The organism is Mesorhizobium captivum, from assembly GCF_033977165.1.
GTDB lineage: Bacteria > Pseudomonadota > Alphaproteobacteria > Rhizobiales > Rhizobiaceae > Mesorhizobium > Mesorhizobium captivum.
Map to the genome: position 1 here is coordinate 21503 of NZ_JAVIJB010000011.1, position 14140 is coordinate 35642.

At 65.5% G+C, this 14140-nt stretch carries 13 protein-coding genes; 5 read left to right on the forward strand and 8 right to left on the reverse strand.

From position 1 onward, the window contains the following. Positions 1-2 precede the first annotated feature (2 nt). Positions 3-803, reverse strand: coding sequence for a ComF family protein (locus RFM40_RS11785; RefSeq protein ID WP_292344743.1), 801 nt, complete (start codon positions 801-803; stop codon positions 3-5). Between the two features lie 63 nt (positions 804-866). Between RFM40_RS11785 and RFM40_RS11790 the strand changes: the two genes are divergently transcribed. After that, positions 867-1739 (forward strand): methyltransferase domain-containing protein, encoded by an 873-nt coding sequence (locus RFM40_RS11790; protein WP_320224477.1) that lies wholly within the window; start codon positions 867-869, stop codon positions 1737-1739. A 29-nt stretch (positions 1740-1768) separates the two neighbouring features. On the opposite strand, the gene RFM40_RS11795 is transcribed toward RFM40_RS11790, so the two are convergent. The 5 genes from RFM40_RS11795 to argJ form a co-directional block, all read right to left on the reverse strand. Continuing rightward, a complete protein-coding gene (locus RFM40_RS11795; protein ID WP_320224478.1) occupies positions 1769-1951 on the reverse strand; it encodes a Flp family type IVb pilin in 183 nt (60 codons plus the stop codon). Positions 1952-2062: 111 nt separating this feature from the next. Continuing rightward, positions 2063-2380, reverse strand: a complete 318-nt coding sequence (locus tag RFM40_RS11800; protein WP_320224479.1) for a hypothetical protein — start codon at positions 2378-2380, stop codon at positions 2063-2065. A gap of 175 nt (positions 2381-2555) precedes the next feature. Beyond that, positions 2556-2978: a (deoxy)nucleoside triphosphate pyrophosphohydrolase gene (locus RFM40_RS11805; protein ID WP_320224480.1), complete on the reverse strand. Its 423-nt coding sequence runs from the start codon at positions 2976-2978 to the stop codon at positions 2556-2558. Beyond that, on the reverse strand, positions 2975-3754 hold the full coding sequence (locus RFM40_RS11810; protein ID WP_320224481.1) for a GNAT family N-acetyltransferase: 780 nt from the start codon (positions 3752-3754) through the stop codon (positions 2975-2977). Before RFM40_RS11810 ends, RFM40_RS11805 begins: the two co-directional genes overlap by 4 nt. Next, positions 3754-4995 carry a bifunctional glutamate N-acetyltransferase/amino-acid acetyltransferase ArgJ gene (gene argJ, locus RFM40_RS11815; protein WP_320224482.1) on the reverse strand — a complete coding sequence of 414 codons (1242 nt, stop codon included), beginning with the start codon at positions 4993-4995 and terminating at the stop codon, positions 3754-3756. Before argJ ends, RFM40_RS11810 begins: the two co-directional genes overlap by 1 nt. Before the next feature lie 247 nt (positions 4996-5242). Here argJ and RFM40_RS11820 point away from each other — a divergent pair, with 247 nt between their 5' ends. Then, positions 5243-5833: a TetR/AcrR family transcriptional regulator gene (locus tag RFM40_RS11820; protein ID WP_320224483.1), complete on the forward strand. Its 591-nt coding sequence runs from the start codon at positions 5243-5245 to the stop codon at positions 5831-5833. 54 nt (positions 5834-5887) lie between these two features. On the opposite strand, the gene RFM40_RS11825 is transcribed toward RFM40_RS11820, so the two are convergent. Next, positions 5888-6805: a peptidylprolyl isomerase gene (locus RFM40_RS11825; protein ID WP_320224484.1), complete on the reverse strand. Its 918-nt coding sequence runs from the start codon at positions 6803-6805 to the stop codon at positions 5888-5890. A gap of 263 nt (positions 6806-7068) precedes the next feature. Between RFM40_RS11825 and secA the strand changes: the two genes are divergently transcribed. Further along, on the forward strand, positions 7069-9801 hold the full coding sequence (gene secA / locus RFM40_RS11830; RefSeq protein ID WP_320224485.1) for a preprotein translocase subunit SecA: 2733 nt from the start codon (positions 7069-7071) through the stop codon (positions 9799-9801). A 104-nt stretch (positions 9802-9905) separates the two neighbouring features. On the opposite strand, the gene RFM40_RS11835 is transcribed toward secA, so the two are convergent. Then, positions 9906-12491 carry a helix-turn-helix transcriptional regulator gene (locus RFM40_RS11835; protein ID WP_320224486.1) on the reverse strand — a complete coding sequence of 862 codons (2586 nt, stop codon included), beginning with the start codon at positions 12489-12491 and terminating at the stop codon, positions 9906-9908. A gap of 245 nt (positions 12492-12736) precedes the next feature. Between RFM40_RS11835 and RFM40_RS11840 the strand changes: the two genes are divergently transcribed. Next, complete coding sequence (locus tag RFM40_RS11840) at positions 12737-13009, forward strand: DUF4242 domain-containing protein (RefSeq protein ID WP_320224487.1); 273 nt, start codon at positions 12737-12739, stop codon at positions 13007-13009. Positions 13010-13452: 443 nt separating this feature from the next. Next, positions 13453-13905: a hypothetical protein gene (locus tag RFM40_RS11845; protein ID WP_320224488.1), complete on the forward strand. Its 453-nt coding sequence runs from the start codon at positions 13453-13455 to the stop codon at positions 13903-13905. Positions 13906-14140 lie beyond the last annotated feature (235 nt).

Genomic DNA, 14140 nt, shown 5'->3' on the forward strand with positions numbered 1-14140 from the left:
TCCTATATAGTCGCGGACTCGTCGGCCCGAAAGTCCCCCGGCAGGACACGGGCGAAGGTCAGCACGTCGACCGCTCCGGCGCCGCTCTTCTTCAGCGCCTTGGCCACAGCGCGCACGGTGGCGCCTGTGGTGAAGACATCGTCGATGACGAGCACCCTGCGGCCGGAGATCTCGATCTCGGCTTCAGGCGGTACGCGGAAGGCGGCGCGCACATTCTCCTCACGCTCGTGCCGCTCCAGCCCGACCTGCTGGCGGGTAAGCTTCACGCGTCTCACCGCTGCCGGCGAAAAAGGCAGGCCGCTGAGCTTCGATACCGCCCGCGCCAGTTCCGCGGACTGGTTGAATTGCCGCCGCAAGAACCGCCGCCAATGCAGCGGCACCGGCACCACCACGTCGGCTTCGGCGATCAGCTCCGCGCCGGCGCGCAGCATCCAGCGCGCCATCCATGGCGCGAGATCCGTACGATCCTGGTATTTCAGCCCTTGCACCATCTGGCGTGCAACCCCTGAATAGACGACCGCCGCCCGTGCCCGCTCGAAAGGCGGCGGATCGGCGATCGCCTCGGCGGAGAGAAAACCCTCGCCCATGTCGTGGGTGAAAGGCGTGCCCATCACCGGACACCAGGGCTTCTCCAGCAGCCGAAGCTTCGGCCAGCAGGCGCCGCACAGCACGCCAGGCTGCGAGACGTGGCGGCGGCAGCCGGCGCAGACCGGCGGAAACAGCATGCGCGCCGGCCAGTTGAGCGTCTGCCGCGCCATGTCCTTGATCGCAATGGTCTTGATCTTGTGCACCGGATCGGCCACGTGAAGGTAATCCCGCGCCACCATAGCATCGGTCCGGCATGCGCGGACAACAGGAATAGCCCATTGCAACCCTTGATCGACACGGAGCTTTGGCTTGCGCACAAGCGCCGTGCGCTCATCCGCCCCCTCGACGGCGCCGATTTCCTGATGCGGCGGGCGGCGGAGGACCTTGCCGACCGGCTGGGCGCCGTCGAGCGCAGGTTCGGCAAGGCGGTGGCGCTGTTTTGCCAGACATCGGCTGCGGCCAGGGTGCTCGCGGACAGCGGCAAGGTGGCCGATATCGTTCGTGTGGAGACCGATGACGCCTTCCTTGCAGGCGAAGCCGGCGTCGTCGCCCCGGCGGAAACCGTGCCGTTCGAAGCTGAAAGCCTCGATCTGGTCGTCTCGCTGCTGTCGCTGCAGGCGATGAACGACATCCCCGGCGTGCTGGCACAGATCCGCCGCGCGCTGAAGCCCGACGGGCTGTTCCTCGGCGCTCTGGCCGGCGCCGGCACGCTTGCGGAGCTGCGCGAAAGCCTGCTTGCCGCCGAGACCGAGCTTCATGGTGGCGCGAGCCCCCGCGTCCTTCCATTCACCGATGTGCGCGACGCCGGCGCGCTGCTGCAGCGCGCCGGGCTGGCGCTGCCGGTCGCCGACGTCGAGACGGTCACGGTGCGCTACTCCTCGCTGTTCGGCCTTGCCGCCGATCTGCGCGCCATGGGCGAGACCAGCCCGCTTTCCGACCGCAGCCGGCGACCGGCCACCAGGCGGCTGTTCGCGCGCTCCGCCGAAATCTATGCCGAGCGGTTCTCGGACCCGGACGGCCGCATCCGGGCAAGTTTTTCGATCGTGTGGATGTCCGGCTGGGCGCCCGACGCCTCGCAGCAGAAGCCGCTCAAGCCCGGCTCGGCCAAGGTCTCTCTGAAGACGATCCTGGAGAAGCCGACGGGGCACTGATCGATTGCGCCAGGACCTGGCTGGTTTAGTCAGTGCTGCGCGAAGGCGTTGGCAAGTCTGCTGTTGTTGTCGGAGAACAGCCACTGGATCGCGTCGGCGGCCTTGCCTACGCCGCCGATGATTGCAAGCGACAGCACGGCAACGATCAGGCCATATTCGATGGCCGTCGCGCCCGTTTCATCCCGTAGGAATTGCTGCAGCAGGTTTTTCATGGTCGTCGATCCCTCTTGTCGGGAACCATAAGGCCTACCCGTTAAGAAAGGTTAACGGCAAAAGCTTAACGGGGGGTGAAATAGCCGTCTCTGGCTGAATTCATTAACCAATTAGCAGTCGCCATAGCGGCTGCCATCGTTGCGAATCACGCAGATGGAACTTGGCAGCGGCTGCAGCACGCTTCGCCGCAGCGTGTAGGTGTTGCGGTGGCCGATCGAGCCGGTGCTGGTCATGTCGAGTCCGCGGGCCAAGCCGTTACGCGCGCTCTGCGGGCGCGTCTGGCTGTCGAGGAAGGGCGTCGCGATCAACGCCAGCGCCACCGCGGCCGACCCGAAAAGCAAGGCGATCCGCAAAATGCCCATGCCGGCGTCGGCGGCGCGGAAAGTGCGGTCGGGCCGGATCGCGTCCCAGTCTCCCTCGATGCTCATGGAATGGCTCCCAATAAATCGGCATGCCGCTGCGCGGACGACTTGGCCTCAATCTTCCATGTCGAGATAAATCTTCCATTAACGCTGCCTAAAACAGACGGGGCAGCTTGGACCAATTCCGGGGAAAGTGTGCGGCGGTTTTCCGTCCGGAATTGTGTAAAAACAAATAATTGGATCACAAAAGGTCGATGAGGAACTGGATCAGCGGCGCGTCCGCAGGCGGCATCGGATAGTCGCGCATCTGCCGCGGCCTGACCCATTTCAGCCCCTGCCCTTCCTTCGGCTGCGCGATGCCGCGGAACCGCCGGCAGATATAAAGCGGCATCAGCAGGTGGAAATCGTCGTAGCTGTGGCTGGCGAAGGTGAGAGGCGCAAGGCAGGGGATCTCGGTCTCGATGCCCAGTTCTTCATGCAGTTCGCGGATCAGGCACTCTTCCGGCGTTTCGCCCGGCTCGACCTTGCCGCCAGGAAACTCCCAAAGACCCGCGAGCTGCTTGCCTTCGGGGCGCTGCGCCAGAAGCACGCGCCGGTCGGCGTCGACCAGCGCGCAGGCCGCGACGAGGAGCAGGCGCTTTCCGGCTGGCTTGATCTCGCTCATGCGCCCGGCGGCCGGCGATAGTGGTAGCGGTAGACTTCCTCGAAGCCGAGCGACCGGTAGAGCGACAGCGCCGCAACATTGCCGGCTTCGATCTGCAGCCAGGCCTCGCGCGCGCCGCGCAGCCGCGCCCATTTCAGTGCCGACAGGATGAGATTGCGGCCATGGCCTTTGTTGCGCGCCGACTTCTCGGTGGCGACCTCGAACAGTCCGGCGAGGTCGCCGTCATGGACGCAGATCAGCGTCGCCAGCGCCTCGTTTCCGTCTTCGAGTGCAAACAGCCCCGCTTCCGGCTGGATGGCGCCGATGACCTCCGACAGGCCGGGCCGCAGCGAGATGTCCGAGCCGTTCGTCTTGATCGCCGCGCCGATGAAGCGGCTGATGTCCTTCAGCGGAATCTGGTCCATCGCCGCGTCGAGCTGCGCTTCCTTGAGCGGCAGCCGCATCACCATCGATTCGTCGAACCGGCTCCAGCCCGCCTCGTCGAGATGCTTCGACAGCACCGGCCCCGAAAGCGGTGACATGCGAAAAGTCAGCGGCCTGCCATAGGCGTCGAAGCGGCGGCTGGCGCGCACAATCCGCTCGGCAATGTGCTGCGTATCGCCCGGATCCAGCGGATTGACCGAATTCAGGCGCTTCGCCGGGTGGCCGGCCGTCAGCCGAACCACCCATGTCCCGTCATAGTGGACGGCCGCCGCCGGCCAGGCGCGAAAGCCCGCCGCCTCGTAGCGGCGCACGACCGCGAGCACGCTTGCCGGATGTCTCGACACCGGCGCCATCAGCTCCGGTAGTCGCCATTGATGGCGACATATTCCTTGGTGAGGTCGCAGGTCCACACCGTCGCCTTGCCGCGCCCGATGCCGATGTCGGCGCGGATGCGGATGTCGTCGCGCTTCATGTAGGCGGAGGTCGCTTCCTCGGAGTAGGCCGGATCGCGCTCGCCCTCATGCGCCAGGCGGTTGTCGCCGAACCAGATCGACAGCCGGTCGCGGTCAGCCGGCTCGCCGGCCTTGCCGACAGCCATCACGACGCGGCCCCAATTGGCGTCCTCGCCGGCGACCGCGGTCTTGACCAGCGGCGAGTTGGCGATCGAAAGCGCGATGCGTTTGGCCGAGCGGGCGGACTTGGCGCCGGTGACGGTGACCTCGACCTGCTTGCGCGCGCCCTCGCCGTCGCGCACCACTTGCAGTGCCAGCGATTTCAGCACCTTGCCGAGCGCGCGGCGGAAGGCGCCGAGCCGCGCATCCTTCGGATCGCTGATCGCCGGAGCGCCACGCGCAGCGGCCTTGCCGGTAGCGAAGATGAGTAGCGTATCGCTGGTCGAGGTGTCGCTGTCGACGGTGACGGCGTTGAAGGTCTTGGCCGTGCCGCGCGACAACAGGTCCTGCAGCACGGGGGCCGCGATCGGCGCGTCGGTGGCGATGAAGGAAAGCATCGTCGCCATGTCCGGCGCGATCATGCCGGCGCCCTTGGCGATACCGTTGATGGTGACGTCGGCGTCGCCGAGCTTCACCGTCTGCGTTGCCACCTTCGCATAGGTGTCCGTGGTCATGATCGCCTTCGCCGCCTCGGTCCACAGGTCCGGCTTGCCGTCCTTCACCAGGCCGGCAAGGAGGTGGCTGAATTTGTTGGTGTCGAGCGGCTCGCCGATGACACCGGTCGAGGCCAGGAACACCTCGCTCTCGGAGCATCCGGCGGCCTTCGCCGCCGCCTCGCCGGTCAGCGCGGTCGAAGCCATGCCTTTCTTGCCGGTGAAGGCGTTGGCATTGCCGGAATTGACCACCAGCACGCGCGCCTTGCCGGCGGGCAGGTTCTGGCGGCAGTAGTCGACTGGCGCCGAGGGGCATTTCGAGCGGGTGAAGACTCCGGCGACGGCCGTGCCCGCATCGAAGACCATGGCGAGCAGGTCGGTGCGATTCCGGTACTTGATCCCGGCCTCCGCGGTGGCGATGCGCACGCCCTCGATGACCGGCATCTTGGGATATTTCTTCGGTGCGAGCGGCGAAATCGTTGCGGACATGGGGACCCCGAAGCGGCAGAACGCGAAAGGAAGGCCGGTTTGCCCGATAGCGCGCGCCAGCGCAAGAGGCGTTCTGGCCGCGCTCCGCGGTCGCCGCCAAAGGTCCTGCGACCCATACGGTCCGTTTCGTTTCAGCTCCGGACCCGATATGATCGGGCCGGAGATTCACCGGCTAAAGCAATTCCAGGAAAAGTGTGAAAACGGTTTTCCGTCCGGAATTGCGTCAAAACGATCTAAGGACGACGAAATGGGCGAACTCGCCGCCCCGGGGCGCAAATCGATCGGCGCAAAGCGAAACCCGGAAAGCGCCGATGCCATCCTCGAGGCCGCCGAAGCGGTCTTGGCGGAGGCCGGCTATTCCGGCTTCTCGATCGAGGCCGTCGCGCGACGGGCGCGGGCCGGGAAACCGACCATCTATCGCTGGTGGCCGAGCAAGGCGGCGCTGCTGATCGAGGTCTATCAGCGGCAAAAACGCGTCGAGACGCCCGATACGGGAAACATCGAAACGGACCTTGCCGGCTTCCTCATGAACCTGTTCGCGCACTGGCGCGACACCTCGTCCGGCAATGTCTTCAGGTCGCTGGTCGCCGAGGCGCAATCCGACGCGGCCGCCGCAGCGGCGCTTGCCGACTACGCAAGGGGGCGCCGCGCCCATACCGGCCGAATGATCGAGCGCGCCAAGGCGCGCGGCGAGGTGGTGGCGGACATCGATGCGGAGATCGTGGCCGACCTGATCGCCTCCTATGCCTGGAGGCATCTTTTGACCAACCGCCTCGACGAAGACGAGGAGACGATCCGGGCCGCAGTGCGCTATGTGGTGCGCGGCATAGCCGCATAAAACACGAAAGGGCGCCCGAGGGCGCCCTTTCGCAAAGTTCCAAGCCTGTGCCGATTACTTGCCGCTCTCCATCGTGTCGACAGCCGCCTTCAGCTTCGCGTCCGGAATCTCGACCTTGGCGGCGCCGCGCAATTCCTTGACCATGGCGAAATACTTGTCGCGGATGACCGCCTGCTTGGCCTGATCCTTGACGTCGTCGAAAGCCGGCGGCTGCTTGGCCCGCTTGTCCTCGACCTTGATGACATGCCAGCCGAACTGCGACTGCACCGGCTCCTTCGAGTACTTGCCGACGTCAAGCGCGAACGCCGCCTTGTCGAACTCCGGCACCATCTGGCCAGGACCGAACCAGCCGAGATCGCCGCCGCTGCTCTTGCCGCTCGGGTCGCTGGTGTGCTCGTTGGCGAGCTTCTGGAAGTCGGCGCCGCCATCGAGCTGCTTGATGATCGCCTCGGCCTCTTCCTTCGTCTTCACGAGGATGTGACGGGCATGGATCTCATTGACCGGCGGCGTGTTGGCGATTTCCTGGTCGTAGCGGGCGCGGACATCCGCATCCGTCACCTTGTTGACGACCTCCTTCTCGACGACCTCGCCGTGCAGGGCGCGCTGCTGCAGGAACGCCATGCGGCGCTGGAAATCGGCGTCCTTGTCGAGACCGCTATCGACCGCCTTCTTGGCCATGACGCGGATTTCGATGGCCGCCGAAAGGGCGGCGGCGCGGCGCTGTTCCGGCGGCAGCTGCTGGAACTGCTGCGACAGCTCGCCTTCGGCGAGTGCGAGGTCGGCCTCGGTCAGCTTCTCGCCATTGACGGTGGCGACCACGGCATTCGGGTCGACCGGAGTGGCAGCGGGCGCCGCGGCGTTCGGCTGGGCTGGCTTGGTTTCCTGCGCCATCAGCGGCGACAGCGAAAAAGCCGAGAGCCCGAAGGCCAGGCCAAGGCTGGCGAGCGACGCGCGGCGGAACAACAGGGACATCAAGATAAACTCCAATGGGGATTGCCAATAAGGATCGCTTGCGCGGAAAGGTTCCAGATCAGTCGGATTGTGGCGGAATTTGGCGCTGCCCATGGGGCTAACGCGGCGTTGACATCAGTTGAGCCCCCTCTTATCTGTCCAACGACTTGGCGTCCAGAACCGTTTTCCGGGCGCTATTTGCGTTTGTCCGCAGTCACGCGGATTTGATGGGCCCGCCAGGCGCCCGTCGCAAACGGCTAAAATTGCTATCGAAAGGGCCATGGATGGTCAGTCTCGGCGGTCTCGCCCGTAAGGTTTTCGGCTCCTCCAACGATCGCCGCGTCAAGTCGACCCGGCCCCGTGTCGAGGCCATCAACGCCATGGAAAACGAGATGCGGGCGCTCTCGGATGCCGAGCTTGCCGGCCGCACCGAAAAATTCCGCCAGGATCTCGCCAACGGCGCCTCGCTCGACGACTTGCTGATACCGGCTTTCGCCACCGTGCGCGAGGCGGCCCGCCGCGTTCTGGGCATGCGCCCTTTCGACGTGCAATTGATCGGCGGCATGGTGCTGCACAATGGCGGCATCGCCGAGATGCGCACCGGCGAGGGCAAGACGCTGGTCGCCACCTTGCCGGTCTACCTCAATGCGCTCGCCAGCAAGGGCGTGCATGTCGTCACCGTCAACGACTATCTCGCCAAGCGCGACGCCGAATGGATGGGCCGCGTCTACAAGTTCCTCGGCCTCACCGTCGGCATCATCGTTCACGGACTCTCCGACGACGAGCGCCGCGAGGCCTATGCCTGCGACGTCACTTACGCAACCAACAACGAGCTCGGCTTCGACTATCTGCGCGACAACATGAAATACGAGCGCTCGCAGATGGTGCAGCGCGGCCATGCCTACGCCATCGTCGACGAGGTCGATTCCATCCTGGTCGACGAAGCGCGCACGCCGCTGATTATTTCCGGCCCCCTCGAGGACCGCTCGGAGATGTACAACACCATCGACGCCTACATGCTGAAACTCGGCCCGGCCGACTACGAGGTCGACGAGAAGCAGAAGACCACGATCTTCACCGAGGACGGCACCGAGAAGCTGGAAAACATGCTGCGCGACGCCGGCCTTTTGAAGGGCGAGTCGCTCTACGACGTCGAGAACGTCGCCATCGTCCACCACGTGAACAACGCGCTGAAGGCGCATCTGCTGTTCCAGAAGGACAGGGACTACATCGTGCGCAACGGCGAGATCGTCATCATCGACGAGTTCACCGGCCGCATGATGCCCGGTCGACGCTATTCGGAAGGCCTGCACCAGGCGCTCGAGGCCAAGGAGCATGTGCAGATCCAGCCGGAGAACCAGACGCTGGCCTCGGTCACCTTCCAGAATTATTTCCGCCTCTACAAGAAGCTCGCCGGCATGACCGGCACCGCGCTGACGGAGGCCGAGGAATTCGCCAACATCTACAATCTCGAAGTCACCGAGATCCCGACCAACCTGCCGGTCGTGCGCAAGGATGAGGACGACGAGGTCTATCGGACGGTCGATGAAAAATACAAGGCGATCGTCAAGGAAATCAAGGAAGCGCGTGACAAGGGCCAGCCGATCCTGGTCGGCACCACCTCGATCGAGAAATCCGAGCAGTTGGCCGAGCGTCTGCGCAAGGACGGCTTCAAGAACTTCGAGGTGCTGAACGCCCGCCACCACGAGCGCGAGGCGTCCATCGTCGCCCAGGCCGGCAAGCCCGGCGCCATCACCATCGCCACCAACATGGCCGGCCGCGGCACCGACATCCAGCTCGGCGGCAATGCCGACATGCGCATCGCCGAGGAGCTTGCGGAGGTTCCGCCCGGACCGGAGCGCGAGGCACGCGAAAAGCAGATCCGCGACGACATCGCGCAATTGAAGGAAAAGGCGCTGGCCGCCGGCGGCCTCTATGTTTTGGCCACCGAGCGCCATGAATCGCGCCGCATCGACAACCAGCTCCGCGGTCGTTCCGGCCGCCAAGGCGACCCCGGCCGCTCGAAATTCTTCCTGTCGCTGCAGGACGACCTGATGCGCATCTTCGGCTCCGAGCGCATGGACGGCATGCTGCAGAAGCTCGGCCTCAAGGAAGACGAGGCGATCATCCACCCATGGATCAACAAGGCGCTGGAAAAGGCGCAGAAGAAGGTCGAGGCGCGCAACTTCGACATCCGCAAGAACCTTCTGAAATATGACGACGTCTCGAACGACCAGCGCAAGGTGGTGTTCGAGCAGCGCATCGAGCTGATGGACGGCGAAGGACTGTCCGAGACGATCATCGAGATGCGCGAGGGCGTCATCGAGGAAATCGTCGCCAAGAACATCCCCGAAAACGCCTATGCGGAGCAGTGGAACGTCGCCGGCCTCAAGGAAGAAGTGGCTCAGTACCTCAACCTCGACCTGCCGGTCGAGGAGTGGGTCAAGGAAGAAGGCATCGCCGAGGACGACATCCGCGAGCGCATTTCGGCCGCTGCGGATGCCGCCGCCAAGGAGCGCGCCGAGCGCTTCGGCCCCGATGTGATGAGCTATGTCGAGCGCTCGGTGGTGCTGCAGACGCTTGACCATCTGTGGCGCGAGCATATCGTCAACCTCGACCACTTGCGCTCGGTCGTCGGCTTCCGCGGCTATGCCCAGCGCGACCCGCTGCAGGAGTACAAGGGCGAGGCGTTCGAGCTGTTCCAGGGCATGCTCGGCAATCTGCGCCAGGCCGTCACCGCGCAGCTGATGCGCGTCGAGCTGGTCCGCCAGGCGGCGGAAGCGCCGCCGCCGGAAGCGCCCGACATGTTCGGCAGCCATCTCGACGGCACCACCGGCGAGGACGATTTCCAGGGCGGCGAGACCGCGCTTCTGGTCCGCCAGGAATCCAACGCCATCGTCGCGCCGGAAAATCGCGATCCGAAGAACCCGGCGACCTGGGGCAAGGTCGGCCGCAACGAGGCCTGTCCCTGCGGCTCCGGCAAGAAGTACAAGCACTGCCACGGCGCGTTTGCTTGACACCTTTCTTCCTTCTCCCCGTTGAACGGGGAGAAGGTGCCCGAAGGGCGGATGAGGGGCAGCGCCGGCGCTGAGGATTCCAGACTCCCCTGATCAGCTGACCCTCACAACAACCCCGACGCCCGCGCGGTGGCCGTCGCCTCGCCGCGCGAGACGGCTTCCAGTTTCTCCAGCACCGCCGAAACATGGTGATCGACGGTCTTCGGCGAGATGGTCAGCTGCGCGGCGATCTTCTTGTTGGAGAAGCCGCGCTCGATCAGCTGCAGCACTTCCATCTGGCGCTGGGTGAGGCCGGCGCGATTGGCGCGCGTCGCCTGCCTTGGTCCCCGCGCGATATGAATGACGCCGCTCTGCCGCATCATGCCGCGCACATGCTGCGCCACCGGCCTTGCGCCAAGCCCTTCGAAAATATCGAGCGCCTCGCGCAGCGCCGCCTCGTCGCCTTGCAGCAAGGCGAGCGCGCGCTCGAAGGGGGCATCCATCCCGGCCCAGAATGCCGCGGCGCCCTGCCAATCGCCGGCAAGCAGAAGGCGATGCTGTTCGGTCATGCCGCGGGTGTCGCCGGGATCGCTCTCAGGCGACAGCAGCTGCCGCCAAGTCGCCAGCTCGCCGAACACCGCCCGCGTCGGCGATAGGTCTTCGGCCAGATCGATAAGGCGCAGCGCCTCGGCTCTGTCGCCCTGTCCAAGCCATGCGAGCTCGGCCATCACCGCCGCATAAGGCACCAGCCGTTGCAGCTCCATCCCCTTGTCCAGAAACCGCCTCATCTCGTCCAGCACCGGCTCGGCCGACGGATCGCCCCGCCGGATGCGCAGTTTCGCCAGCGCCACCAGCGAGGGATAGCGGACAAGCGCGGTGGTTGCCTCGTCGTCGATGACGTCATGCGCCACCGCGGCCGCGTCGTTCCACAGGCCGCGCCGCAGAAGCAATTGCGCCTGCACGCCGCGCATGTAATCGCGCCAGGTCGCGAGATCGTTCTCGACGCAATAGGTGATGCCGCGGTCGAGGACGGCTTCCGCCTCGTTGAGGTTGAGCCTGTTCATCTCCACGCAGGCGCAATTGGTGAAGGCGCGCGCCGCGTGCTCCTGGAAATTCCCCGCCAGGGCCAATGCAAGGCTGCGGGCGAGGTCGCGCCGCCCTTTGGCGAAATCCAGCCATTGCCCGGCGGCGCCGACATTGTTGAGCGCGTGACAGAGAATGTCCGGCCGGTTCAGCCGCTCGGCCAGTTCGACCGCCTTGGCTCCAAGCAAAATCGTCTCGTCGAGCCTTTCGGCCAGCATCGCCAGTTGGGAACGGTTCGAATAAGCCATGGCAAGCTCGGGACTGTCGGGCGCCGTCTCCAGAAGCTCGACGGCCTGAGCCCCGAACCGATCCGCCGCCGCGCGGTCGCCGAGCAGGTAGGCGAAGCGCGAGAGGCATCTCAGGCTGTCGCCTTCCTTCAGCCTGTCGCCTAGCGCTTGCCGCAGCCGGCGCGCCTCACCTTGCGCCTCCATGGCCGCGTCGACGCGGCCGATGAGGTGGCATTCGAAGGCATGGCCTTCATGCAGTGCCGCCTGGCTTTCCATCGGCAGGCCGTCGTAATATCGCAAGGCGACCTCGTAGTGGCCGGCGGCATCCCGATGCGCGCCGACGCGGGAAGCCTCGCGCGCGGCGAGCGGCGCGAGCTGGCGCACCGCCTCCAGGTCCTGCGCCTCAACGGCATGATGCACCAGCCTTGCGGTGGCCACATCCGGGTTTTCCTGCAGTGCCGCCAGCGCGCGCCGGTTGTACTCGCGCCGCCGGCTCGGTGCCAGCGCCGTCTCGATTGCCCGACGGGCGATCTCATGCCTGAAGGCGTAGCCGTCGCCGAAATCCTCGAGCAGGCCTTGGCTGATGCATTCGGCGAGCTGACCGGCGGCGGCGATCCCGCACAGGCCCTGCAGCGCCCAGCCGTCGGCGCGGCGCGGAAAGACGGACACCGCGTCGAGCATCGAGCGGGCGCCGGGCGACAGCCGCTCCGCCCGCGCTAGCACCGCGTCGCGCACGCTGGCCGGCAGCGCGCTGTCGCTTTCGGCGGCGAGCAGCTCCGTGACGAAGAAGGCGTTGCCGGCGGTGGCCCGGTAGATGGCGCCGCCGTCGCGGCCGGCTATCTCGGCCAGCGACAGCACGGCGGCTTCGCTGAGCAGCGGCACCTCGATACGCACGACATTGCCGGCCGGGATCTCGCCCAACGCCCGGCGCACGCGCATCTGTCCCTCGCTGCGATCGGTGCGCGCCGTGACCAGAAGCAGGATGTGCGAGTTTGCAATACGACGACCGAGGAAGCGAACGAAATCGAGCGTCGCGTCATCCGCCCAATGCAGGTCCTCGATGACCAGCAGGCTCGGGCCTTTTGCCTCGAAGACGTCGAGCGCATCGGAAAACAGCGGCAGCCGCTGCCCCTGCCGGTCGTCGATCGCGCGCGGCAGTTCCCATTGAGCCTCGCGGGCGAGATCATAGAGCGGCCCCAGCGGATCAGGGATCGACAGGTCCTCGCAGGCGCTGCGGAGCAGGGTCACACCTTGCCCCACACGATCCACCAAAGCCTCGACCAGCGCCGTCTTGCCGGCGCCGGCCTCGCCCGACAGCGCCGCGACGCGGCCGCGGCCTTGCATCGACTCCGCCAGGAGAGCCTCCAATAGCCGCAGCTGCATCTGCCGTTCCAGAAGCATTCTCGTTCTCTCACGCAAAGTCGGGATTTCACCGCGGCGGGTGCCGCCTCCGATAGTCCGGATGAGCGCGCCACAATGTGACCTTCCACATATTTGGGTGCGGTTCTCCACAATTAACGCTTCCAACATGGGGAATCGTCCCGCCCAATATGGGGAAAGGTTCCGATGCGCGGCCTTTCCGAGCGTGGCTTTAGTCCAGCCGCGCTCAGACCGAGCGTGATTCAATCGTCAAAGGAAAACCGATCATGCCTCGCTATCTGGTTGAACGCACATTTCCCGACGGCCTCAACGTGCCGATGAACGATGCCGGCGCGACCGCCATGGGCGGCGTCATCGCCCGCAACGCCGAGAAGGGCGTGACCTGGGTGCAGTCCTATGTCTCGCCCGATAAGGGCAAGAGCTTCTGCATCTATGACGCTCCCTCGCCCGAGGCGATCCGCAGCACCGCGCAGAAGAACGCGCTCACCGTCGACAAGATCACGGAGGTGCGGGTCCTCGACCCCTACTTTTATCGCTGATCGAACAGCCGAGGGACGCAACGATGCGCTCCAGATCGTCCCCGCCGATGGCGGACCTGATGTGGTGCCGGACAGCGAGGGAGTATCCGCCCCGGCGGATATCCTCGCGCCACGGCGCGGCGTCATCCGGCGGGCCGTGTCGGCGCTGCTTTCGCCCCTGCGAAACCGGCGGCGCCTTCTGCCCCCGCGGGACGCCTTCCTGAGACGCGACATCGGCCTCGAGGAGCGCGAGATGCCGCGCGAATACTGGGAATATTGGTGGCACCACCGCTGATTCCTTCCGGTGGATCGAGCGGCTCCGCACACAGCGTGACAGGCGCGACAGGCGTGAACGTGGCCTCAACCGGGCTCGGCTCCGCCTTGCGCGCCTCAACCGAATTGGAGAGGAAAATGAGCATTCGCAAAATTGCAACAGGCGCCTGATCGCCGCATCGGTTCTGGCCATGCTCGCAGTCAGCGCCGTCAAGGCCGAAACCGTCAACCCGCTTGCCGAGAAGGTGCGGGCGCTCGACAGCCGCTTCGAGGACGTCGCGGTGGCGAAAGCCGAAGGCTATGCGCCGATCCCTTGCGCCAGCGGTCTCACTGGCGGCGCCATGGGCATCCACTACGTCAACGCCGACTATCTGAAGGATGACGCCGTCGACGTGGCGAAGCCGGAGGCCGTGATGTACGAACCGACGGCCGACGGCACGTTGAAGCTGATCGCCGTCGAGTACATCACCTCGAAGGGTCCGGCCTCGCTCGAAGGCCATCTGTTCAATTTCAACACGGCACCCAACCGCTACGGCCTCGGCCCGTTCTATGAACTGCATGTCTGGACCTGGAAGCAGAACCCCACCGGCGCCTTCGCCGACATGAACCCGAACGTGTCGTGCAACGCGATGAAGGGGATGTAGAGCGACTCTTCCTTCTCCCCTTGTGGGAGAAGGTGAATCGGCGCGCAGCACCGAGACGGATGAGGGGTGCTGGACGGAACGCGGCGTAAACGGATTGAAGGATCTGAAGCGCCTGTGCCTGCAAAGCCGCGATCCTTCCAATACCCCTCATCCGTCGCCTTCGGCGACACCTTCTCCCACAAGGGAAGAAGGAGGACGCCGCGCTCCCCACCCAACCGTTTCTTAATGTGTTTCG

Coding starts and splice junctions, on each gene's coding strand:
- RFM40_RS11800 (WP_320224479.1), bottom strand. CDS start 2,380: ATGAGCATCGAGGGAGACTGGGACGCGATCCGGCCCGACCGCACTTTC.
- secA (WP_320224485.1), top strand. CDS start 7,069: ATGGTCAGTCTCGGCGGTCTCGCCCGTAAGGTTTTCGGCTCCTCCAAC.
- argJ (WP_320224482.1), bottom strand. CDS start 4,995: ATGTCCGCAACGATTTCGCCGCTCGCACCGAAGAAATATCCCAAGATG.
- RFM40_RS11805 (WP_320224480.1), bottom strand. CDS start 2,978: ATGAGCGAGATCAAGCCAGCCGGAAAGCGCCTGCTCCTCGTCGCGGCC.
- RFM40_RS11835 (WP_320224486.1), bottom strand. CDS start 12,491: ATGCTTCTGGAACGGCAGATGCAGCTGCGGCTATTGGAGGCTCTCCTG.
- RFM40_RS11825 (WP_320224484.1), bottom strand. CDS start 6,805: ATGTCCCTGTTGTTCCGCCGCGCGTCGCTCGCCAGCCTTGGCCTGGCC.
- RFM40_RS11845 (WP_320224488.1), top strand. CDS start 13,453: ATGCTCGCAGTCAGCGCCGTCAAGGCCGAAACCGTCAACCCGCTTGCC.
- RFM40_RS11840 (WP_320224487.1), top strand. CDS start 12,737: ATGCCTCGCTATCTGGTTGAACGCACATTTCCCGACGGCCTCAACGTG.
- RFM40_RS11820 (WP_320224483.1), top strand. CDS start 5,243: ATGGGCGAACTCGCCGCCCCGGGGCGCAAATCGATCGGCGCAAAGCGA.
- RFM40_RS11795 (WP_320224478.1), bottom strand. CDS start 1,951: ATGAAAAACCTGCTGCAGCAATTCCTACGGGATGAAACGGGCGCGACG.
- RFM40_RS11810 (WP_320224481.1), bottom strand. CDS start 3,754: ATGGCGCCGGTGTCGAGACATCCGGCAAGCGTGCTCGCGGTCGTGCGC.